Origin of the sequence: Halomonas stenophila (assembly GCF_014192275.1) — a bacterium.
In the GTDB taxonomy this organism is placed as follows: Bacteria; Pseudomonadota; Gammaproteobacteria; order Pseudomonadales; family Halomonadaceae; genus Halomonas; species Halomonas stenophila.
On sequence record NZ_JACHXR010000003.1, the window covers coordinates 256,940 to 277,959 of the forward strand.

Genomic DNA, 21,020 nt, shown 5'->3' on the forward strand with positions numbered 1-21,020 from the left:
GCCCCTGGCGAGGGCCGCCCGCCCCTAGGCCTTCTTGCCGCCGTCGAAGGCGATGTCGAGGCGGATGTGCCAGTCGGTCGGCGGCAGGCTGACCACCTCGATGGCGTGATCGGTCATCCGCTGGCGCAGGTCTTCATACTCGGCGCCGCCGGCCGCCTTGAGCCGGGCCAGCTCGTTCTCGGTGTGGCCCTGGCTGCCCAGGTAGTTCTTGGCCGTCTGGCGAAGCGCATCGCCGGTCTCGCCGCTGATGAGCTGGTGAAACTCCTCGTCGGCCATGCTGATGTTCTCGATGACGATTTCCATGCATCGCTCCTTGCTGCGTCGGCAAAGGGTGTGGCGGAGCCGTCCGCTGGAGACCCGAGGCATCGGGTGACGGCTCGGCACTCGGTGGGCAACGAGTAGGAGCGAGGAGTTCCCTGACGACCTCGGGCCGGGGCGACTCCGACCCGTTCAGTGACGCAGGGCGAGGTGGTCGAAGTCTTGGCCGCGTCCCTTCACGTCCAGCGCCACCCAGTCCAGCCAGGGCAGCAACCGGGTCAGGCGCTCGGAGTAGGGGCCCGCCGTATGCAGGCCCACCGCCAGCCCCAGCTCGCGACCGATCCCAGGGCGCTGGCCCACTGGGCCCAGCCGTCGGGCGGGGGATAGGTGTTGATGGCGCAGAACACCCGCTTGCCGCGGGCCCGGGCATAGGCGATGCCGTCCCGGGCGCGCCTGTTGGAGAAGTTGAGGCCGGCGAACTGGCGCGCGTTGGTGGCATTCGGGAAGCCGAAGTAGACGGCGTCGGCCCCCTCGTCCACGGCACGCTTGAGGGCGGGCAGGTTGCCGGCGGGGCAGACGAGCTCCATGGTGGTCTCCGGGTGATGAATACCCGACCATGCTAGTCGCGTATCGTCGCCTGGCCTTTGACCCGGGTCATGGCGAGCCCGGCTTGCTCGGCTCCTCGGGGGGGCGAGCTCGAGAGACGGCTTTCCGCAAGCGGCCCCGGCCGGCTACCCTGCCGGCATCCTCTTCCGTTCGCACTCAAGGAGGCCCCATGGCCATCTCGCACTTCACCGACCTGCTCGAGGAGGCCCGCCGCCAGCCCGAGCCGCAGCGCCTGCTGCTCGTGCTGACCCGCGCCGAACTGCCGGACCAACCGAGCGAGGCGCAGCGGGCGCGCTTCGAGTCGGGAGAGGGGGGCGTGCTGACACCGGTGCTGTGCGTCGACAAGACGCCCGACGAACTCGGTGACATGGCGGCGCTGGTGGCGGAAGCCGCGGAGACGGGCATCGCCTGGGATATCGCCTTCGTCGCGGCCCTGGATGACCCCGGGAGGGAGGCCGACGTGGAGCCGCAGCTGCAGCGGATGGTGGAGTCGCTGAAGATGGGCAACATCGACCGCTTCCTGGCCTTCGATCGTCAGGGCGAGGTGGTCAGCTTCCAGTAGGCCGTGGTCAGGCCGCGCGCCATCGGCCGGATCAAGGCGATGCTGCTGACACGCGCTAGCTGACCGCCACCTCCATGCCCCGCCCTGCGGGGGCATCGCTGTGGCGACCCGACCTATCCGCTACGTCCTGTCACGGGCACTCAGTAGGCCCAGACGATGGCCATCAGCAGCCCCCAGGCCAGCACGCCGGCGGCGATTACCGTGTAGGTGACGGACTGGGTGACCACGTCATCTTCCTGGCGCTCGCAGAGGGCCTGGAGCCCGTGATAGACCAGGCTGCAGGAGATACCCAGCGCTACCAGTACCGCCAGCACATTGAGCAGCAGGCTGGGGATCAGCAGCACGATCGCCGAGGACCACAGCGGCAGCGGTGCCAGGGCCGCGAGCAGGTAGGCATCGTGATAGTCGATGGAGAGCTCGCGGGTCGCGTTGACCACCGCATGGATCAGCCAGCCCATGACGAAGAAGGTCAGCAATTCGGCCAGGAAGAGGATGGTGGTGATGAAGCGCCACGGGCGGTCGCCGAAACCCGCCACGAAGGCGTCGCCATGATGGGTGCCGGCATAGTAGAGCAGCAGCGGCGGCAACAGCGACATGGGCAATACCACGAGCCAGGCTAGGGTAGCGATCGATGGCTTGCGTCGCTGCAGTTCCTTCCAACCCGTCAGACGGGTGAAGGGCAGTCGGATGACGGTGATGGGGTTCATGGGGCTGCCTCGCGTCTGTGCGCTTCGGGTTTGGTGACAAAATATCATTTCATGATATTCTAGATCGTGATTTAGGTTTCGCCAGGCTCGCTGTCAAGGCGGGAAGCGCCGCGATTGCTGGAGAGTGCCATGCTAGATTCTTCCCCCCTGACCAAGGAGGATTTTCGGAGGCTGTCGCATTTCCGCTATCAGCTCCGCTGCTTTCTCAGGCAGAGCGAGGACATCTGTCGGGAGCATGGCCTGACGTCTCTCCAGTACCAGCTATTGCTGCACCTGATGGGCATCGAGGGCCGCGAATGGGCGACGGTGGGTGAGCTGGCCGAGCGTCTCCAGGCCAAGCACCACGGCACCGTGATGCTGGTGGATCGCTGTGAACAGCTGTCGCTGGTCGAGCGTCGCCCCGGGCGGGAGGATCGTCGCCGGATGGAGGTGCATCTGCTGCCTCGTGGCGCCGAACTGGCCCGGGGCATCGCCGAGCGGCACCAGCCGGAACTGCGCCACCTCCAGGAGGAATTTCACCTGCCCGGCTGGCCCGAGTTCTCCGATGAGGGAGGCTGACCTTCATCAACCCTCGCCCTCACCGCTTCCTGTGCCCAGGAGACCGTCCCTTCAGCAATGTCGCCACCCTGGCCTTCGCTTGCCGGGGCGAGGGGGTGAGCTTCCCGTGAGGTCGGCGGCCCGGACGCCCGCGTCCGGGCCGGAACGACGGGCTCAGGCGGCGTCGAGAGGCTGTGACGGCCCGAAGTGCTCGTAGTGGCGACGCTCGTCGGGGATGCCCAGTTCGGCCAGGGCCCCGTTGATCGCGGTCATGAAGCCCTGGGGGCCGACGAAGTAGCAGCGCGGCTCGCCGTCGGGCAGGTAGCGGGCCAGCAGGTCGCGGTCGATGCGCCCGATATGTTCGGCGCCGTCGCCCCGTTCGTGGACCGTCACCACCCGCAGCTGCCCGGCATGACGGGCCTCGAGCCTCGCCACTTCCTCGGCGAAGGCATGATGCTCGGCGTCCAGGGCGGCATGCAGGTAGATCACCCGTCGTCCCTGGGCCAGCGCCTGCTGGGCCATGGGCAGCATGGGGGTCTGGCCGACACCGCCGCTGGCCAGCAGCAGCGGTTCCTCGCCTTCCACCAGGGTCAGGTCGCCGGCCGGCGGCAGCAGCGTCAGGGTGTCACCCACCGCCATGGCATCGTGCAGATGCCGGCTGGCGGTGCCCTCGGGCTCGCGCTTGACCGAGATCCTGTAGCTCTCGCCGTTGGGCGCCGCCGAGAGGCTGTAGTGGCGGTAGACCGGCTCGCCGTCGATGACCAGGCGCACGCCGATGTACTGGCCCGGGGCGAAGTCGGCCACCGCCCCGCCATCCGCGGGCATGAGCACGAAGGAGCGGATCACCGCGCTCTCCTGGCGCATCGCGGCGATGCGGAATTCGCGGGGGCCGCGCCAGCCGCCCGGGCGATGCTCGAAGTCGCGGTAGCGGTGGTCCTCGAGCTCGATCAGCAGCCCGGCCAGTTCCTCGTAGAGCGCGCCCCAGGCGTCCGCGATCTCCGGCGTCACCGCCTCGCCAAGCACCTCGCCGATGGCGGCCATCAGGCACTCGCCGACGATCGGATACTGCTCGGGCCGGATATCCAGGGAGACGTGCTTGCTGACCACGGTGGCCAGGGTCTCTCGTACCCGCTCGGGATCGCGGCGCAGCTGGACATAGGCCAGCACCGCGCCGGCCAGCGCCCGGGGCTGGCCTCCGCTGGCCTGGTGGGCCTGGTTGAACAGCGGCTTGACCTCGGGGTAGCGGTCGAACATCAGCGGGTAGAAGCACTGGGTGATGGCATCGAGGTGCTCGGCGACGACCGGGGCGGTGGCCTCGATCAGGCGTTCCTGGGCGGGTGTCAGCATGAGGGTTCCTTCGTACGGGGTGTTGTTAAAGAGGTACAAAAAATACATCTATAGTGGCTCGCTGGCTACCCGGCGACCTGGTCAAGAATGTCGCAGCGTGCCGGCCGCTTGATCTCGGTCAAGAGTGGCGTCTCTCTCGGTCGGATCCCACCCTCGTCGGGACCCGGCAAGCTAGGCTTGGAGGGGGAGGGGGCTGCGCCGGCAGGTCCTGGGAGGAAAGGTGGATATCGAGACGGTCTTCGATGCGAGCTATGCCCGGGTGCTGGAGCGCCAGGTCGACGGAAGGGGCTTCTTCGAGGCCTTCTACGAGCGTTTCGTCGCCGCCTCGCCGGAGGTAGCGGAGAAGTTCCGCCACACCGACATGCATCGCCAGCAGGCCATGCTCAAGAAGTCCTTCTATCACCTGCTGACCTTCTATGCCTCCAGCCACGCCGACTACTACCTGGACAAGGTGGCCATCAGCCACAACCGCCGGCATCTCGACATCCGTCCGTCCCTCTATGACCTCTGGCTGGAGACCCTGGTGGCGACCCTGCGCGACTTCGATCCGGCATTCACCGACACCGTGGAACTGGCCTGGCGCCTGGTGATGACCCCGGGGATCGTCTACATGAAGTTCCACTACGAGCGGGACGCGCCGGTCGGCGAGGACGATATCGCCTGAACGCCCGGCCACCGGTCCCGGCAAGGGGTGCGACATAAAGAAGCATTGTTGATGCATGTCATGGTCTTTCCGGCCCCGGCGGGCGCACAATGGCGATATCCAAGTGTTCCGGTCGGGTATTCGCCATGACAGCCTCCTCTCTCTCGCCGGCGCGCCTGCCCCTGGCCCGCCTCGCCTTCCGCCCCTTCTTCCTGCTGGCCTCGCTGTTCGGAGTGGTCGCCCTGATGGTCTGGCTGGCCTTCTGGCACGGCGACGTGCTGCTCAGGCCCCAGGGCGGGCTGCTGTGGTGGCACCAGCACGAGATGCTGTTCGGCTTCGCCGCCGCCGTGGTGGCGGGCTTTTTGCTCACCGCCGTGCAGAACTGGACCGGCCTGCCGAGCCTGCGCGGCTGGCCGCTGCTGGGTCTGGTGGCACTGTGGCTGGCCGGACGGGTGCTGCTGGCCGTGCCCCTGGGGTTGCCGCCGCTGCTGCCGGCGCTGGTGGACCTGGCCTTCCTGGTGGTGGTGGCCGCCGTCATGGCCCGGCTGGTGATCGCCGCCCGGCGCTGGCGCAACCTGGTCTTCCTGCCCGCCCTCGGCTTGCTGGTGCTGGCCAACCTGGCGATGCATCTCGGGGTCCTGCAGGGGGATGCCGTGCTGATCCGTCAGGGGGCCTACCTGGCGGTGCTGCTAATCACCGCCCTGATGGTGGTGATCGGCGGGCGGGTGATCCCGATGTTCACCGCCAACCGCCTGGGACGGCCCCGACCGGCGCCGCTGCCCTGGCTGGAGCGGCTGACCCTGGGCAGCATGGCGGCGCTGGTGCTGGCCCAGCTGGCCGCTGTGCTGGGCCTGAGCCTGCCCGGGCCAGGGCTCGCTGGCCTGACGGGGCTGGCGGCACTGGCCAATACCTGGCGGCTGGCCCGTTGGGACGGGCTCCACACCCTGCGCGAGCCGCTGCTCTGGGGCCTGCATGCCAGCTACGCCTTCCTCTGCCTGGGACTGGCCATGTGGGCCCTGGCGGCGCTGGGCGCCTTCCGCGTCGAGCTGGCCGTGCATGCCCTGACCATCGGCGGCATGGGCACCATGATGCTGGCGATGATGGCGCGGGTCTCCCTGGGCCATACCGGTCGCGCCATCGAGAGCCTGCCGGGCATCGGCGTGGCCCTGGCGCTGCTGATCGCCGCCGCCGTCCTGCGCTCGCCGGTGCTGGCGCTGTTTCCCGGCATCAGCCACTGGACCTACAATCTGGGCATCATCTTCTGGTGCCTGGCCTACGCGATCTTCCTGCTCCACTACGCGCTGCCGCTGAGCACCGCCCGCCTGGATGGCAAGGACGGCTGATCCCCATGGAACACTATGCCTTGATCAAGCACCTGCACATGAGCGCCACCGCCCTGAGTCTCGGCCTCTTCCTGGTGCGGGCCTGGTGGTCGGTGCGGGCCTCGCCGAACCTCGCCCGGCGCTGGGTCAAGGTGCTGCCCCACCTGGTCGATACCCTGCTGCTGGGGCTCGGGGTCTGGCTGATGGTGGCCCTCTCGCTGTGGCCCCACCAGCAGCCCTGGCTGGCCGCCAAGCTGCTCGCCCTGATCGCCTATATCGGCCTCGGCACCCTGGCCATCAAGCGCGGCCGGACGCCGGCGGTGCGCGGCGTGGCGGCGCTGGCCGCCGTGGTCGTGTTCGCCTTCATGGTGGGGGCGGCGGTCCGGCACAGTCCGCTGTCCTGGCTGGCCTGAGGCGGCGCTTCCTATACTGAGTGGCGTCACTCACCGTCAGAAGGATGCCCTCATGGCGAAACAATCGCTTCCCTCCGGCGCCCGCCAGGTGGCCGACCAGCATCCCGAGGTCTGGAAAGCCTTCGCGGCGCTGGGCAAGGCCTGCGCCGAGACCGGTCCCCTGGACGCGCGAACCCGTCGTCTGGTCAAGCTCGCCCTGGCGGTGGGCTCGGGCTCCGAGGGCGCCGTGCACTCCCACGTGCGTCGCGCCCTGGCCGAGGGCGAGTCCCCCGAGGCCCTGAAACAGGTGGCCATGCTGGCCATCCCCACCCTGGGCCTGCCCGCCAGCGCGGCGGCGCTGACCTGGATCGAGGACTTCACCGAAGGCAACTGAACCTCGCCGATCCCGCTCGGGCGGCCTCGCCGCCCGCCTGTTCCCCTCGAATGCCGCCTTCTTGATCGATGTCATGGTTCTCCCCTGCTCAGGACGCTAGCATTAACATGTATTTTTTATGCATGTTTAGTGGCGCGGCCTTCCGGCGGCGCCCTGCGAGCAGGGGGGGAAGTCCATGGCCGAAGGTCTCACCAAGTCGGCGGCCCGCAACATCTTCTATGGCGGGTCGCTGTTCTTCTTTCTGCTGTTCGCCGCGCTGACGGCGCACAGCCACTGGTACATGGTCACCGATTCCACCGATAGCGCAGGACTCACCGAGTCGGTGGTCCACGGCAAGGAAGTGTGGGAGGAGAACATGTGCATCAACTGCCACAGCATCATGGGCGAGGGCGCCTACTTCGCCCCGGAGCTGGGCAACGTCTGGACGCGCTACGGCGGCCGGGAGAATCCCGAGGCGGCTCGCGCCGGGCTCATCGCCTGGATGAAGGCCCAGCCGCTGGGCGCGCCGGGTCGGCGCCAGATGCCGCAGTTCGACCTCAGCGACGAGGAGCTCAATGCCCTGATCGATTTCCTGGAGTGGACCGACGGCATCGACGCTCAGGACTGGCCACCGCATCCCGCCGGCTAAGCGCTTCTTCCAAGCCTCTAAGCGCTGGATATGGGCTTTTCCGGCGACAAGCCTTAGCGAGGGCGCTGTGAACCCTTCCCTGGGCGCTACCGTTGCCATCCATGGCAAAGGACCCTCGCTTCGACTTGTCCCCGGCGCCCATGAAACCGGGAGGGTCAGAGAATGCGCATTGCCCTGCGAGAGCCCCGGATGACCCAAGGAGACCCCTACCGATGAAATACGAAACCCAGAGAGTGGCCCTGCCCTTCTTCATGGTGGCCATGGCGCTGTTCGCGCTGCAGATCGTCTTCGGCCTGCTGGCCGCCACCGTCTATGCCTGGCCGACCTTCATGGCCGAGCTGATGCCCTTCAACATCATGCGCGTCAGCCATACCAACCTGCTGATCGTCTGGCTGCTGATCGGCTTCATGGGCAGCACCTACTACCTGATGCCGGAAGAGGCCGAGCGGGAGATCCACAGCCCCGGACTGGCCTATCTGCAGCTGGCCATCTTCGCCTTCGCCGGGGCCGCGGCCCTCGTCGGCTACCAGTTCGGGATCCACGAGGGCCGCGAGTTCCTCGAGCAGCCGTTCTGGGTCAAGGTGCTGATCACCCTCTCCTTCCTGATGTTCCTCTTCAACACCAGCATGACGCTTGCCAAGGGCCGCAAGACCGCCATCAACCTGGTGCTGATGCTGGGCCTGTGGCTGGCCGCGGTGTTCTGGCTGTTCGCCTTCTACAATCCGACCAACCTGGCCGTGGACAAGCTCTACTGGTGGTGGGTCGTGCACCTCTGGGTCGAGGGCGTCTGGGAGCTGATCATGGCCTCGCTGCTCGGCTACCTGCTGATCAAGATGACCGGCGTCGATCGCGAGGTGATCGAGAAGTGGCTCTACGTCATCGTCGGCCTGTCGCTGTTCTCCGGCCTGCTGGGCACCGGCCACCACTACTACTGGATCGGCGCGCCGAGCTACTGGCAGCCCATCGGCAGCATCTTCTCCACCCTGGAGGTGATCCCCTTCTTCGCCATGGTGGTGTTCGCCTTCACCATGTTCTGGAAGGGCAGCCGCAACCACCCCAACAAGGCCGCCATGCTGTGGGCGCTGGGCTGCCCGACCATCGCCTTCTTCGGTGCCGGCGTGTGGGGCTTCATGCACACCCTGTCGTTCATCAACTACTACAGCCACGGCACCCAGGTCACCGCGGCCCACGGCCACCTGGCCTTCTACGGCGCCTACGTGATGCTGATGCTCGGCATCATCAGCTTCGCCATGCCGGCGCTGCGCCGCGTCCAGCCCTACAACCAGGTGCTGAACATGTGGGGCTTCTGGATCATGACCTCGGCGATGTGCTTCATGACCTTCACCCTGACCTTTGCCGGTGTCGTCCAGACCCACCTGCAGCGGGTGCTGGGCATGAACTACATGGAGGTGCAGAGCCAGCTCGGCCTGTTCTACGTCATGCGCCTCGGTGCCGGCGTGGCGGTGGCCGGGGGGGCGGTGATGCTGCTCTACGCCTTCTTCGGCCCGACCCGCGAGCAGGTGCCGGCGGGTGGCACCCAGCTGACCGCGGGCGCCGAGCGCCTCTGATAGCGGACGGCCCCGCGGGGCCGTCCCTCCCTTCACCGATTCGGGAGTGAACGCATGGCTGTTGCCCCACTGGCCTCCACCACCCACGAGCAGGAACCGCCCTTCTACCAGAGCGTCGGCAACGAGTGCACGATGTTCGAGCAGGCCTTTCGCCAGCGCCTGCCGCTGCTGCTCAAGGGGCCGACCGGCTGCGGCAAGACCCGCTTCGTCGGCCACATGGCGGCGAGGCTCGGCAAGCCGCTGTACACCGTGGCCTGCCACGACGACCTCACCGCCGCCGACCTCACCGGCCGCTACCTGCTGCAGGGCGGCGAGACCCGCTGGGTCGACGGCCCGCTGACCCGCGCGGTGCGCGAGGGTGGCATCTGCTACCTCGACGAGGTGGTCGAGGCCCGCAAGGACGTCAGCGTGGTGCTGCACCCGCTGACCGACGACCGTCGCCTGCTGCCGCTGGAGCGCACCGGCGAGCTGCTCGAGGCGCCGGACGACTTCATGCTGGTGGTCTCCTACAACCCCGGCTACCAGCACATCCTCAAGTCGCTCAAGCCCAGCACCCGCCAGCGCTTCGTGGCGATGTCCTTCGATTTCCCGCCCCCCGGGGTGGAGCGCGACATCGTCGCCCGGGAGAGCGGCCTGCCCGCCGAGCGCTGCGCGGCCCTGGTCAACCTGGCCGCTAGCCTGCGCGCCATGAAGGGCCAGGACCTGGAGGAGGGCGTGTCCACCCGCTTGCTGGTCTACTGCGCGACCCTGATCCAGGGCGGCATGCCGATCCTCGAGGCGGCCCGGGCCACTCTGGTGGAGCCGCTCTCCGACGACGCGGATGTCCAGGAGGGGCTGATGGAAGCCATCCGGGCGACATTCGGCTAAGGGTGGCATTAGAACTTGCTGCCAAGCATGTTGAGATGAGCGCTGGGGCCAAGGCGGAGCGAGGGTCTTTTGACCAGGGACGGCAAAAGTAGCGCCCAGGGAAGGGTTCACAGCGCCCTCGCAGCGGCTTGGCGCCGGAAAGGCTCATCTCTTGTCTCTTGCGCCCGGTTGTTAAGAGGAGCGTGGAAATGCTCGATTTCCTGGAGGTCGAGGAGTTCGTCGGCCGGCACTGGCACCGCTGGGCCTCCGGGGCGGTGAGCTATCCGGACCACCCCGAGGCCGCAGTCAGCCTCGAGAGCCTGCGTCCCATGCTCGGGGTCTTCTTCCGCGCCGGGGGCGGTGAGGCGGGCGTCGAGGTGGCCGCCATCGCCGCCCGCGCCTCGTCCCACCGGCTGAGCCTGCGCCAGCGGCTGGGCCTCGACGAGGAGGCCCTCGACCAGGCGCGCCGAGACGAGGAACACCTGCTGTTGCCGCCGCGCCTGGCGCTCTTCCCCGAGGCCGCCCTCAATCGCGACCTCTACCTGTGGCTGACCGCCTTCCTGGCCGAGGCGCGCCCGATCCCCGTGTCGTCGGACCCGCTGCAGGCCGACCTGCAGCGCCTGCGCGAGGCACGCCGTACCGCGCGGGCGGCGCTGGCGCGCTTCCCCGGGCTGACGGATCGCTATGTCCGCCTGTGCGGCGAGTTGCTGGCGATCCGCCCCCGGCGCCGGCGGTTGCCGCCCCGTGAGGCGGAGCTGGAAGCCGCCCTGTGCGCGGAGCTCGGCGCCCCGGACCCCGAGGGGCAATGGGCCCGGGCCATGCAGCGGGCCATTCGCGACGACACCCTCCCCCTGGACGCCTTCCGTGCGCCGCGCGGCTACCGGCCGACGCTGCCCGTCCCGCTATGGGGCCAGGCCGTGACATTGGGCACCCGGGAGGACGGGGCGGGCGCGCGCGCCGATGACGACGAGACTCCGCTCGCCGGAGGCGATGCCCGGGAGGACGACCACGGCAAGCGCAAGGCCGACCGCCGCGAGCAGGACCTGGCCGACCGCGACGACCCGCTGATCCTCAACGCCTCCGAGAAGATGCTCTCCTGGGCCGAGATGGTGAACCTCAACCGCCACGTGGAGGACGAGGAGGAGGACGCGGCCCGCCAGGCCGCCGACCAGATCGACGAGATCGTCCTCAGCCCCAACCGCCAGCGAGCCAGCTCGAGGCTCAAGCTCGACCTCGACCTGGCGCCGGACGAGGCCGCCGGCGGCCGGCTGAAGGGGCGCCATACCTATCCGGAGTGGAACCACCGCAAGCAGGCCTACCTGCCCGACCACTGCGTGGTGCTCAGCGACCTGCAGAGCGAGGAGGGCGAGGACTGGACGCCCGACGAGGCCACCCGCCGACGCATCCGCCGGGTGCGGCGCGAGTTCGAGGCGCTGCGTCCGCGCCGCGAGCTCCTGCGCGGCCAGCTCGACGGCAGCGAGCTGGACATGGACGCGGTGATCCGCTCGCGCTGCGACCTGGCTGCCACCGGCGAGGCCAGCGATCGCCTCTACCTGGACAGTCGCACCCAGGCCCGCGACCTGGCGGTGTCGATCCTGGTGGATGTGTCGCTGTCCACCGAGGCCTGGCTGGCGGATCGCCGGGTGCTGGACGTGGCCAAGGAGGCGCTGCTGGTGCTGGGCCACGGACTGGCCGGCTGCGGCGACGACTACGCCATCCACAGCTTCACCTCCCGGCGGCGCCACAAGGTGTGGGTCAATACCCTGAAGGACTTCGACGAGTCGATGGGCGAGCGGGTGTCGCGGCGCATCGCCGCGCTCAAGCCGGGCTCCTACACCCGCATGGGGCCGGCCATCCGCCACCTGACCGCGGCACTCGCCGAGCGGCCCAACCGGCATCGGCTGCTGCTGCTGCTCACCGACGGCAAGCCCAACGACAACGACTACTACGAGGGACGCTACGGGATCGAGGACACCCGCAAGGCGGTGCTCGAGGCGCGCCGCCAGGAGGTGCGGGTCTTCGGCGTGACCATCGACCGCGAGGCGGGACGCTACATCCCGCACCTGTTCGGTCGTGGGGGCTATGCCATCGTGCAGCGTCCCGAGCACCTCTCCCTGGCCTTGCCGGGGATCTACCGCCAGATCATCGCCAGCTGAGGAGGTTGCCGTGACGACCCGTTCCCGACTCGTACTGGCCGTGGCGGCCTGGTCACTGGCCGCCACGGCAGTGGTACTGCCGCTGGTCTGGCTGATCAACACCCGCGACTGGGGCGTGGCGCTGATGCTGGTCGTCCCCGTCGCGGTCTACGGCCTGCTGCGCCTGGGCCGCGCCCTGGAGGACTGGGCGCGGTCCAGGCCGCCACCGGGCGAGGGCTGAGGCGACTCAGCCCATCCAGCGCGCGACCAGGTAGCCGCCGGCGATCAGCGCCAGGGTCAGGCCCAGCAAGCCGACGAAGGCTCCCCGCCAGGCCGGGCCGGCGATACGCAGGTTCAGGTAGACCATCAGCACCCGATGGGCCTTGAAGCCGCTGGCCAGCAGCACCAGGCCCACCGACCCCAGTGGCAGGGCCTGCCACTGGCCGGCCTGGTCCAGTCTTGCCGAGACCATGGAGACCACCGTCAGGGCCATCAGCAGGGCCCAGGTGACGAGCAGGGCGGTGAGGCCATGCTCACCCCGCGAGGGTCACGGCGACCCCGCCGAAGGCCAGGCTCGCCGGGTTGGCGATGGGCCGGTTGGCCAGCAGCCGATGCAGGCCCACCCCGCAGCGCCCGACCATCCATACCAGGCAGGCGATGAAGAACAGGTAGCCGAAGGCCCAGGACGTCGCGGCGGGCAGCTGGAGCCACCCGAGCAGTTGCCAGATGCCAAGGCCCAGGGTGCCGCCCACGAGGCCCAGCCAGAAGGTGCGGACCTGAAAGCGGCGGTGGGACTCGAGCCAGGCGCTGGTGCGATGGCGCATCCAGTGGGCGATTGCCACGCCGATCGGGGCGGTGATCACGGCCATGACGCTCCCCAGGAAGAGGCCGTAGACGATCAGCATGGTGCCGCGGCCGGGTTCCTTGTCGAGGGATCCGTAGGGCTCGTGGGGGGACGGGGTGAGGGACATGGCGCACCTCCGGCGACTGGCAGTAAAGATGTATGAAGCATTCCACGATATATCCGGAGCGCGAGGCTTTCTTTGGCCTGGATCAAGTCCGGGACAGCGTGAACGACGAATACCGCCCGCAGGCGGCATTCGTGTCATGGCGGCGAGGGCTCAGGCCTCGGCCTCCCGGCCGGGTTGCACCGAGGCGGAAGGCTCGGCACGGCCTTCGTGACCGACGGAACGGCCCCCCACATCCTGGATCTCCGGCAGGTAGCGATAGCGCTCCTCGCCGAGTTCCGGCACCCGGGCACGCTCCATGCGGCGGATGGCGCCGTGCATCCAGATCAGCGAGACGGCCACCAGCACGAAGAGCACCATGTAGGAACTGGTCCAGACCCCGGTGAGGTCGAGCACCGCGCCGAAGACGATCGGCAGGAAGAAGCCGCCCAGGCCGCCGATCATGCCGACCAGGCCGCCCACCGAGCCGACGTTCTCCGGGTAGTAGACCGGGATGTGCTTGTACACGGCGGCCTTGCCCAGCGACATGAAGAAGCCCAGCAGCACGGTCAGGAGCACCACCCCCCACAGCGGCATGGCCAGGGAGAAGGCGATCTGGCCCTCCTTGCCCTCCACCACGTAGTGGGTCTCGGGGTAGGCGAGCAGGAACAGGCAGACCAGCGAGGCGATGAAGGTCAGGTACATGATCGAGCGGGCGCCGTAGCGGTCGGACATCCAGCCGCCGAGCGCCCGGAAGACGCTGGCCGGCAGGGTGTAGAGGGCCGCCAGCGAGCCGGCCACGGCGATGCTGACGTCGTAGGCGCCCACGTAGTAGCGGGGCAGGTAGGAGGCCAGGGCGACGAAGGCGCCGAAGACGAAGAAGTAGTAGAGGGCGAAGCGCCACACCTGCAGGTACTTGAGAGGCTCCAGCTGAGCCTTGGCGGAGGTGGCCTTGCCGCCCTGCCCGCGCCGGGCCCGGGTCAGCGGATCCTCCTTGGCGAATACCCAGAAGCCCACGGCGACCACCGCCAACACGATGGCGTAGACCACCGCGGTCTGCTCCCAGCCCAGCGCCAGCAGCAGGAAGGGGGCGGCGAAGTTGGTGACCGCCGCCCCGGCGTTGCCGGCGCCGAAGATCCCCAGCGCGGTGCCCTGCTTCTCCTTCTCGAACCAGTAGGAGGTGTAGGCGATACCGACGATGAAGGAGCCGCCGGCCAGGCCCACCCCGAGGGCCGCGACCAGGAACATCGCGTAGGACTCGACGTAGGAGAGCAGGAAGACGCAGGCCGCGGTGACCAGCATCAGCACGCTGAAGACGCGGCGCCCGCCGAACTGCTCGGTCCAGATGCCCAGGAAGATCCGGCTGATCGAGCCGGTGAGGATCGGCGTGGCCACCAGGATGCCGAACTGGGTCTCGTTGAGCCCCAGGTCCTGCTTGATCTGGACCCCGATGATGGAAAAGATCGTCCACACCGCGAAGCAGGTGGTGAACGCCAGGGTGCTGAGCGTCAGCGCCCGGTATTGCTGTGGCCGGGTCACGCCCTCGAGATGTTTCATGTCGTGCCTCCTTCGGCGATGCATGAATGGTCGCCTTCCAGCCTGGCAGGCCCGGCGCCGGCGATATTGACGTGCATCAAGTCCGCCTCCCCGCTACCCCTTGATATCCGGGGCCTATCTCCTTGGAGGTAGGCGCGGCCGGCCCCCTTCGGCGTCGGCGAGAACGACGACCGGGCCCGCTGTGGGGCCCGGTCGTCATGCCAGATGCAGCGGTCCTGCTCGCCGAGTGTCAGGGATTCTTCACGTAGGCGTTGCCGCGCAGGTAGAACCACCAGTTGACCACCAGGCACAGGGCGTAGAAGACCGCGAAGCCGTACATGGCCATCTCCGGGGTGCCGGCCTTGATCTGCTCGCCCATCACCCGCGGGGCGATGAAGGCGCCGTAGGCGGCCACGGCGGAGGTCCAGCCGAGCACGGGGCCCTTCTTCTGCGGGTCGAAGATCACGCCGATGCTGCGGAAGGTGGAGCCGTTGCCGATGCCGCTGGCGGCGAACAGCACGATGAACAGCGCCAGGAACATCCAGAAGTACTGGTTGGGATCGGTGGCGTTGTAGGCGAGCATCATCACGTAGCCTACCGCCGCGGAGGCGGCGACCATGATCACCGAGATGATCTGGGTGACGATGGAACCGCCCACCTTGTCGGAGATCCAGCCGCCGACCGGGCGGATCAGCGCGCCGACGAAGGGTCCCATCCAGGCCCAGGTCAGGGCGCTGGGGGCGTCCGGGTTGGCGACCCGGGTGACGCTGCCGTCGGCGGCCAGCTCCATCATGTTGCCGAAGATCACGGTGATCGACAGCGGCAGGGCGGCGGAGAAGCCGATGAAGGAGCCGAAGGTGGCGATGTAGAGCACGGTCATCGACCAGGTGTGCTTGTCGCGGAAGATCTCGAACTGCTTCTGGATGTTGCCGCGGACGTTACCGGGCATCAGCCGCAGCAGGCCCAGGGTCAGCACGATGGTCAGCGGCAGGGCCAGCCACATGTTCAGCCAGCCCAGGGCGGCCACGCCGACCACGGAGGTGATCAGGCCCACGCCGTAGAGGCCGAGGATCTTGCCGAAGGCCTGTACCGGGGTACCGGGATGGGGGGTGATGGTGCGCAGGTTGTTCATGCCGAACCAGCCGGCGAAGGCCAGCGGGATCAGGAAGACCAGCCAGATCAGCCCGGCGTTCTGGATCCAGGTATCGGTGCCGGCCTCGATGCGGCCGATCAGGGTGCCGCTGGCGCGGGTCAGCTCCATGGGATCGCCGGCGATGGCGCCGAACACGCCCACGGTCATCACCAGCGGGATCAGGATCTGCATGGTGGTGACACCGAAGTTGCCGAGGCCGGCGTTCATGCCCAGGGCATAGCCCTGCTGCTTCTTGGGGTAGAAGGTCGAGATGTTGCTCATCGAGCAGGCGAAGTTGCCGCCGCCGATCCCCGAGAGCAGGGCCAGCGCCTGGAAGACCCACAGCGGCGTGCCGGGGTTCATCAGCGCGATGCCGGTGCCGAGCGCCGGCAGCATGAGCAGGGCGGTGGTCAGGAAGATGGTGTTGCGCCCGCCGGCGATGCGGATCATGAACGATGCCGGGATGCGCAGGGTGGCCCCGGAGAGCCCGGCGATGGCGGTCAGGGTGAACAGCTGGTCCACCGTGAAGGCGAAGCCCAGGTTGCGCATCTGGGTGGTGATCATGCCCCACATCAGCCAGACGGCGAAGCCCATCAGCAGGCTGGGAATGGAGATCCACAGGTTGCGGTTGGCGATGCGGCGCCCGGTGGTCTGCCAGAACGTCGGGTCCTCGACATCCCATTGCTCGATATCGGCGTTGGTTCTCCCTCCCTTCGGCGGGAGGTGCTGCTCGCCCTCCCAGCGGGCGGACTCGGCACTCTGTCTGGTCATGGTGTATCCCCCTTGCGGTCTCTCGGTGGAGCCCCGTCGCGCGATGGCGGTAGACCGGCATCAAGCCTGGGGCTTTGCAGCGAAAGATACGCCCGGGGACAGGCCGGTGAAACGGCCAGAAAAGGCCAGGAAATCAGCGGGATACCCCTTGAGGGGTAGGGGGTAGGCCGAGCATCGGCCAGCAATATCAGGGGCTTAGCCACGCCGCCCGCCGGGCCGGCCCCCGGGCGCCGGCGACGAGATTATTTGGAGGTATCCACAGAGAATCCCGAGACAGGAAGCTCGATTGGCGTCGCGAGCGAAGAGAGGCAGGCCGCCGCCGGAGCGCAGCAACCGGAGTTGACTGGCGTGCTCAATGAGGATTTGAGCGGTCCGGCGCCCCGGGACCGCCGGTGGTCTGGATCTCGAGCGCAGCAGGCAATTCGGGCTTCCTACTTATCCACACCCTCCTGCACGGCCCACACCGCGGCCTCCACCCGGGAACGCAGGTTGAGCTTCTTGAGCAGGTGCTTGACGTGGACCTTCACCGTGCCCTCGGTGATGTCGAGCTTGCGGGCGATCAGCTTGTTGGACAGGCCCGCGGCCAGCTCGCGGAGGATCTCCCGCTCGCGCTGGGTCAGGCTGTGGATATCCGGCGTGGCCGGCTGGGTCCGCTGGCTGCGCAGCGCCTCGGCGAGCAGGGCGGTGAGGCTCTCGCTGATCACCATGCGGCCCAGCGCCGCCTGGCGCAGCTGGCGCACCATGTCGTCCGGGTCCATGTCCTTGAGCAGGTAGCCGTCGGCCCCGGCGCGCAGGGCGGCGACCACGTCCTCCTCATGGTCGGAGACCGTGAACATCACGATGCGTCCGGCGAAATCGTCCTGGCGAAGCCGCTTGAGGGTCTCGATACCATCCATGCCCGGCATGTTGAGGTCCAGCAGGATCAGGTCCGGGTCCAGCTCGCCGGCCAGGCGGATGCCTTCCTCCGGCTCGCCGGTCTCGCCGGCGAGCTCCAGGTCGTCCTCCAGCTCGAGCAGCTGGGTCACCCCCCGGCGCAGCAGCGGGTGGTCGTCGATGATCAGGATAGTGGCGGGGTCGTGGGCGGTCCGGGTCATCCTGCGGGGTCCCTGTTCGCTGAGTGAAGGGTGAGGGGCTGCTCGGCGGCGGGTTGCTGGGCGATCAACCGCGCCGTCTGCGGGGGGAACTCGATGGCCACGAGGGTACCGCCGGCGTCGCGATTGCGCACCTGGAACTCGCCGCCCAGGGTCTCGGCCCGGTCGCGCATGATCACCAGGCCGTAGTGCATGGGCGGCGAGCCGTCGTCCTCGAGGCCGATGCCGTCGTCCTCGATCATCACCCGCAGCCGGGCCTGGGCGAAGCGGACCGTGACCGCCGCCCAGTGGGCCTGGGCATGCTTGTGCACGTTGGCCAGGGCCTCGCGCACCACCTGCAGCACATGGATCTCCTCGTTGGGGTTGAGCAGGTGGGGCGGCACGTCGAAGAACAGCTCCACCTGAAAGCCCAGGCGCTCGCCGAATTCCAGGGTGGTCTCGCGCAGGGCACTCTGCAGCCCCGGGCCGTCGAGGCGCAGGCGGAAGGTGGTGAGCAGCTCGCGCAGCTGGCGATAGGCGCTGTCCAGCCCGCCGCGCAGCTCGTCGAACACCGGCGCCTGGGTCTCTCGCGGCATCTCCTTGGCCTGCATGCGCTCGAGACGGGCCACCTGCATCTTCAGGTAGGACAGCGACTGGGCCAGGGAGTCGTGGAGCTCCCGGGCGATGATGGTGCGCTCGTTCATCAGCGTCACCTGCTGCTCCTCCTCGATGCGCCGCTGCAGGTAGACCGCGGTGGCCAGCTGGTCGGTGAGGGCATACAGCAGCCGTCGGGTGCTGTCGGTGAGCGGCTCCGCGGTGGGGTGCCAGACCTCCAGGGTGCCGAGCAGGGTCTCGCCGACGCTGACCGGCAGCAGCAGGCATTCGGACTCGCCGTTCTCCGAGAGCTCCAGGGGCTGGGGGTCGATCAGGCAGGCATGGCAGTCGTGGTCGCGGCAGTAGGTCGGCCGGTTCCGCGAGTGGGTGGCGAGGATCGGCACCTCGCGCTGGTCGAAGGGGTCGTGGAGCGACAGGCCGATGGGGCCGATGCCGAGCAGTGACTCGAGGCGGCGCAGCATGGGCGCGGCGCTGGCACAGAGGTCGTTGCCCCCGCCATAGAGGGCGCGGCTGCCGTCGTGGAGGATCTGCATGGCCTCGTTGCTGCGCGCCAGCTCCTGCTGCTTGCGCGACACCCGCTCCTCGAGCTCGGCATAGCTGGCGCCGAGTTCCGCGGCCATGGTGTCCAGGGTGCGGCCGAGCAGGGCCAGCTCGTCGCTGCCGGCGAGCCGGGTGCGATAGCCGAAGTTGCGGCGGCCGGCCTCCCGGGCCAGCACCACCAGCTGGTGCAGGGGGCGGACCAGGTTGTAGCGGATGTCGTAGAGGGCGATGGCCACCACCACCGCGGTCAGGGCCAGGAACAGGATCTGAAGGGCACTGAGCAGGCGGATCTTGGCCTCGCTGTTCTGCTCGAGCAGGGTCACCAGGCGGTCGATCTCGTCCACCAGGCCCTCGAGCTCCCGGTTCAGCGGGGCGATCGCCACGGCCTGGCCGTCCAGTGCCGCCGTGACTCTCGGGGCCAGTTGGTCCTGCCAGCGGGCCTTCAGCCGACGGTACTGGGCCTGCAGCTCATGGTCATCGGCCTCGGGCAGGGCGTCGGTCAGCTCCGGGCCGTCCAGGCGCTCGCCGAAGTGGTCGGCGATGGCCTCGACCCGCGCGCGTCGCTCGGGAGCCGGGGCGCGGTCGTAGCGCTGCAGGGCGGCCACCAGCTGGTAGGAGTTCATGCGCAGCGAGCCGGCCAGGTTGATGGCGGCGGCGTCTCCCTGGCTGCTGCCGGCCACGCCCATGGTCACCGCGATGCTGACCAGCGCCATGGCGCTGATCGCCAGCAGCGAGGCGATGATGCGGGCCACCAGGGAGCGCTGCAGCAGTTTCATCGGGATCTCCGGGGACGCCAAGTAAGGGGTGCGCTGAATGCCACTATACCCTAGTAGGTAGGCGACGCTCTCTCAAAGGCATACCTCCCATGCCCTTTTGACGCTGCCCCGGGGGCTCACGAGAATTCGGGTATCTTCCCGCGAGTCCCGACCATGACGCGTGCCGACTCTCTCGTGACCCCCAGCGATCCGCCCGAGGTGGTCCGGCTGGCCGAGCGGCCCCCACCCCTGGGCTATCGCACCCTGGTGGTGGTGGTGCTCTCGCCGCTGGCCTTCGCGCTGGTCTTCGCCTGCTGGACCCTGTTCGCCGTGCTGGGCCTCGAACTCCGGCGCGAACTGTCCCTGAGCCCCCTGGCCTTCGCCATCCTGCTGGCGATGCCGCTGCTGGCCGGGGGGCTGGCGAGCCTGCCCGCGGCGCTGCTGGCCCGGCGCCTGGGGGGGCGCCGGGCGATGCTCGGCTGCCTGTTGTGGATCTGTCCCTTCCTATGGTGGATCGGCCATGCCGACCACTATGCGGAGTACCTGCTCGCGGGCCTGGGGCTGGGCGTCGGGGCCGGCGCCCTGGCCGCCGGCCTGGTCCATGTGGCCACCCTGGGTCCGGCGCGTCACGTCGGCCTGGCACTGGGGCTCTATGGGGCCGGCATGGTCGGGGCGGGGCTCGGCTACCTGCTGCTGCCCCTGGTCAGCCAGGCCTATGGCTGGCGCCTGGCGCCCCTGTTCTACCTGCTGCCGGTGGCCCTGGTCGCGGGACTGCTGTGGCTGTTCGCCGATGACGCCGACACTGTCGGCGTACCCCCCGACGACCCGCACTACCGCGTGTCGGACGCTCTGGCCGCGGGGCTGCGACGACTGCGGGACTGGACGCTGTGGCGGCTGGCCATCACCTACGGCTTCTTCTTCGGCACCTTCGTCGGCCTGGCGCTGTGGCTGCCGGGGGAGTTGGCGGCGCGCTACGCTCTCTCGCAACAGGCCGCGGCCCTGTGGGGGCTGCCCTTCCCCCTGGTGGTGGGGGTCGGCCAGGTGGTGGGCGGCGCCCTGGCCGACCGCCATGACTTCCGCAGCCTGCGCTGGTGGGTCAGCGCCTTCGTGCTGGCCTGCCTGTTCCTGCTCTCCTACCCACCCTTCACGATGCAGGTCCATGGCGTGAATGGGTCCCTGACGCTGCACTACGGCGCCCCCCTGTGGGGCTTCGAGCTGCTGCTGGGCCTGATGGGGCTGGCCATGGGCCTGGGGCTCGGCAGCCTGATGCGGCTGATCCATCGCGACCACGGCGAGGAGATGGTGCTGGTGGGCGGCCTGGCGTTGACCCTCGGCGGGCTCTTCGCCGCCCTGCTGCCGCCGGTCTTCGTGCTCGGCAGCGTCTGGACCGGCCTCGGTACCGCCGGCTTCATGTTCCTCTACGCCGCCCTGGTGCTGTGCATGCTGGCGATGCTCGCCGATCACGCCCGCGACGCGCGCCGCTGAGCCGTCGCGGCTCCTCTCCCGTCCGCCTGCTTCCCCCGGCCTCCCGGTCCCGTCGTGACCCGGGCACATCCCGACCTGCGGCCGTCCACGACGCCTGCCACCAGGGGCTTATCCCCTGGCTGAGGGGCGCCTATCCCCTTGGGGGTAGAGGCGATGTATATGGAGGTAACCGGGCAGTAATCGGCGCCGGGATCACCCAGAATCGGCTCCAACGACCCTGGCCG

At 68.7% G+C, this 21,020-nt stretch carries 21 protein-coding genes and 1 pseudogene; 12 read left to right on the forward strand and 10 right to left on the reverse strand.

Annotation, left to right across the window (positions count from 1 at the left end):
• Positions 1-24: 24 nt before the first annotated feature.
• Together FHR97_RS07725 and FHR97_RS07730 are read right to left on the reverse strand one after the other, a co-directional pair.
• Complete coding sequence (locus tag FHR97_RS07725; RefSeq protein ID WP_183383205.1) at positions 25-303, reverse strand: hypothetical protein; 279 nt, start codon at positions 301-303, stop codon at positions 25-27.
• Between the two features lie 278 nt (positions 304-581).
• Positions 582-845 (reverse strand): annotated as a pseudogene (locus FHR97_RS07730) (peptidase U32 family protein); the annotation flags it as partial.
• 188 nt (positions 846-1,033) lie between these two features.
• Here FHR97_RS07730 and FHR97_RS07735 point away from each other — a divergent pair.
• On the forward strand, positions 1,034-1,426 hold the full coding sequence (locus FHR97_RS07735; protein WP_183383206.1) for a ribonucleotide reductase subunit alpha: 393 nt from the start codon (positions 1,034-1,036) through the stop codon (positions 1,424-1,426).
• A gap of 140 nt (positions 1,427-1,566) precedes the next feature.
• On the opposite strand, the gene FHR97_RS07740 is transcribed toward FHR97_RS07735, so the two are convergent.
• The gene (locus FHR97_RS07740) at positions 1,567-2,133 is read right to left on the reverse strand and encodes a YIP1 family protein (protein ID WP_183383207.1); all 567 of its coding nucleotides are present in this window, start codon (positions 2,131-2,133) and stop codon (positions 1,567-1,569) included.
• Between the two features lie 129 nt (positions 2,134-2,262).
• Here FHR97_RS07740 and FHR97_RS07745 point away from each other — a divergent pair, with 129 nt between their 5' ends.
• Entirely contained in the window at positions 2,263-2,691 is a 429-nt protein-coding gene (locus FHR97_RS07745) for a MarR family transcriptional regulator (protein ID WP_183383208.1), read from the forward strand.
• A 153-nt stretch (positions 2,692-2,844) separates the two neighbouring features.
• On the opposite strand, the gene hmpA is transcribed toward FHR97_RS07745, so the two are convergent.
• On the reverse strand, positions 2,845-4,017 hold the full coding sequence (gene hmpA / locus FHR97_RS07750) for an NO-inducible flavohemoprotein (protein ID WP_183383209.1): 1,173 nt from the start codon (positions 4,015-4,017) through the stop codon (positions 2,845-2,847).
• A 220-nt stretch (positions 4,018-4,237) separates the two neighbouring features.
• Here hmpA and FHR97_RS07755 point away from each other — a divergent pair, with 220 nt between their 5' ends.
• From FHR97_RS07755 to FHR97_RS07795, 9 genes are all read left to right on the forward strand, one after another.
• On the forward strand, positions 4,238-4,681 hold the full coding sequence (locus FHR97_RS07755) for a globin family protein (RefSeq protein WP_183383210.1): 444 nt from the start codon (positions 4,238-4,240) through the stop codon (positions 4,679-4,681).
• A gap of 125 nt (positions 4,682-4,806) precedes the next feature.
• Positions 4,807-6,003, forward strand: coding sequence for an NnrS family protein (locus FHR97_RS07760; protein ID WP_183383211.1), 1,197 nt, complete (start codon positions 4,807-4,809; stop codon positions 6,001-6,003).
• A gap of 5 nt (positions 6,004-6,008) precedes the next feature.
• A complete protein-coding gene (locus tag FHR97_RS07765; RefSeq protein ID WP_183383212.1) occupies positions 6,009-6,395 on the forward strand; it encodes a SirB2 family protein in 387 nt (128 codons plus the stop codon).
• A 52-nt stretch (positions 6,396-6,447) separates the two neighbouring features.
• Positions 6,448-6,768, forward strand: a complete 321-nt coding sequence (locus FHR97_RS07770; RefSeq protein ID WP_183383213.1) for a carboxymuconolactone decarboxylase family protein — start codon at positions 6,448-6,450, stop codon at positions 6,766-6,768.
• A 175-nt stretch (positions 6,769-6,943) separates the two neighbouring features.
• Positions 6,944-7,396 (forward strand): c-type cytochrome, encoded by a 453-nt coding sequence (locus FHR97_RS07775; protein ID WP_183383214.1) that lies wholly within the window; start codon positions 6,944-6,946, stop codon positions 7,394-7,396.
• 212 nt (positions 7,397-7,608) lie between these two features.
• Positions 7,609-8,964, forward strand: coding sequence for a cbb3-type cytochrome c oxidase subunit I (locus tag FHR97_RS07780; protein ID WP_183383215.1), 1,356 nt, complete (start codon positions 7,609-7,611; stop codon positions 8,962-8,964).
• A 54-nt stretch (positions 8,965-9,018) separates the two neighbouring features.
• A complete protein-coding gene (locus FHR97_RS07785; RefSeq protein ID WP_183383216.1) occupies positions 9,019-9,831 on the forward strand; it encodes a CbbQ/NirQ/NorQ/GpvN family protein in 813 nt (270 codons plus the stop codon).
• Between the two features lie 188 nt (positions 9,832-10,019).
• A complete protein-coding gene (locus FHR97_RS07790) occupies positions 10,020-11,966 on the forward strand; it encodes a nitric oxide reductase activation protein NorD (RefSeq protein ID WP_183383217.1) in 1,947 nt (648 codons plus the stop codon).
• 10 nt (positions 11,967-11,976) lie between these two features.
• A complete protein-coding gene (locus FHR97_RS07795; RefSeq protein ID WP_183383218.1) occupies positions 11,977-12,186 on the forward strand; it encodes a hypothetical protein in 210 nt (69 codons plus the stop codon).
• Positions 12,187-12,192: 6 nt separating this feature from the next.
• On the opposite strand, the gene FHR97_RS07800 is transcribed toward FHR97_RS07795, so the two are convergent.
• The 6 genes from FHR97_RS07800 to FHR97_RS07825 all read right to left on the reverse strand — a co-directional run bounded on the left by FHR97_RS07800 (position 12,193) and on the right by FHR97_RS07825 (position 19,332).
• Positions 12,193-12,438 carry a hypothetical protein gene (locus FHR97_RS07800; RefSeq protein ID WP_183383219.1) on the reverse strand — a complete coding sequence of 82 codons (246 nt, stop codon included), beginning with the start codon at positions 12,436-12,438 and terminating at the stop codon, positions 12,193-12,195.
• Between the two features lie 40 nt (positions 12,439-12,478).
• Complete coding sequence (locus tag FHR97_RS07805) at positions 12,479-12,916, reverse strand: DUF4870 family protein (RefSeq protein ID WP_183383220.1); 438 nt, start codon at positions 12,914-12,916, stop codon at positions 12,479-12,481.
• Positions 12,917-13,066: 150 nt separating this feature from the next.
• Complete coding sequence (locus FHR97_RS07810) at positions 13,067-14,449, reverse strand: MFS transporter (RefSeq protein ID WP_183383221.1); 1,383 nt, start codon at positions 14,447-14,449, stop codon at positions 13,067-13,069.
• A 229-nt stretch (positions 14,450-14,678) separates the two neighbouring features.
• Complete coding sequence (locus FHR97_RS07815; RefSeq protein ID WP_183383222.1) at positions 14,679-16,331, reverse strand: MFS transporter; 1,653 nt, start codon at positions 16,329-16,331, stop codon at positions 14,679-14,681.
• A gap of 431 nt (positions 16,332-16,762) precedes the next feature.
• Positions 16,763-17,425: a two-component system response regulator NarL gene (narL, locus tag FHR97_RS07820; protein ID WP_183383223.1), complete on the reverse strand. Its 663-nt coding sequence runs from the start codon at positions 17,423-17,425 to the stop codon at positions 16,763-16,765.
• A complete protein-coding gene (locus FHR97_RS07825; RefSeq protein WP_183383224.1) occupies positions 17,422-19,332 on the reverse strand; it encodes a type IV pili methyl-accepting chemotaxis transducer N-terminal domain-containing protein in 1,911 nt (636 codons plus the stop codon). Before FHR97_RS07825 ends, narL begins: the two co-directional genes overlap by 4 nt.
• A 153-nt stretch (positions 19,333-19,485) precedes the next feature.
• Between FHR97_RS07825 and FHR97_RS07830 the strand changes: the two genes are divergently transcribed.
• A complete protein-coding gene (locus FHR97_RS07830) occupies positions 19,486-20,796 on the forward strand; it encodes an MFS transporter (protein WP_183383225.1) in 1,311 nt (436 codons plus the stop codon).
• The last annotated feature ends 224 nt before the right edge of the window (positions 20,797-21,020 follow it).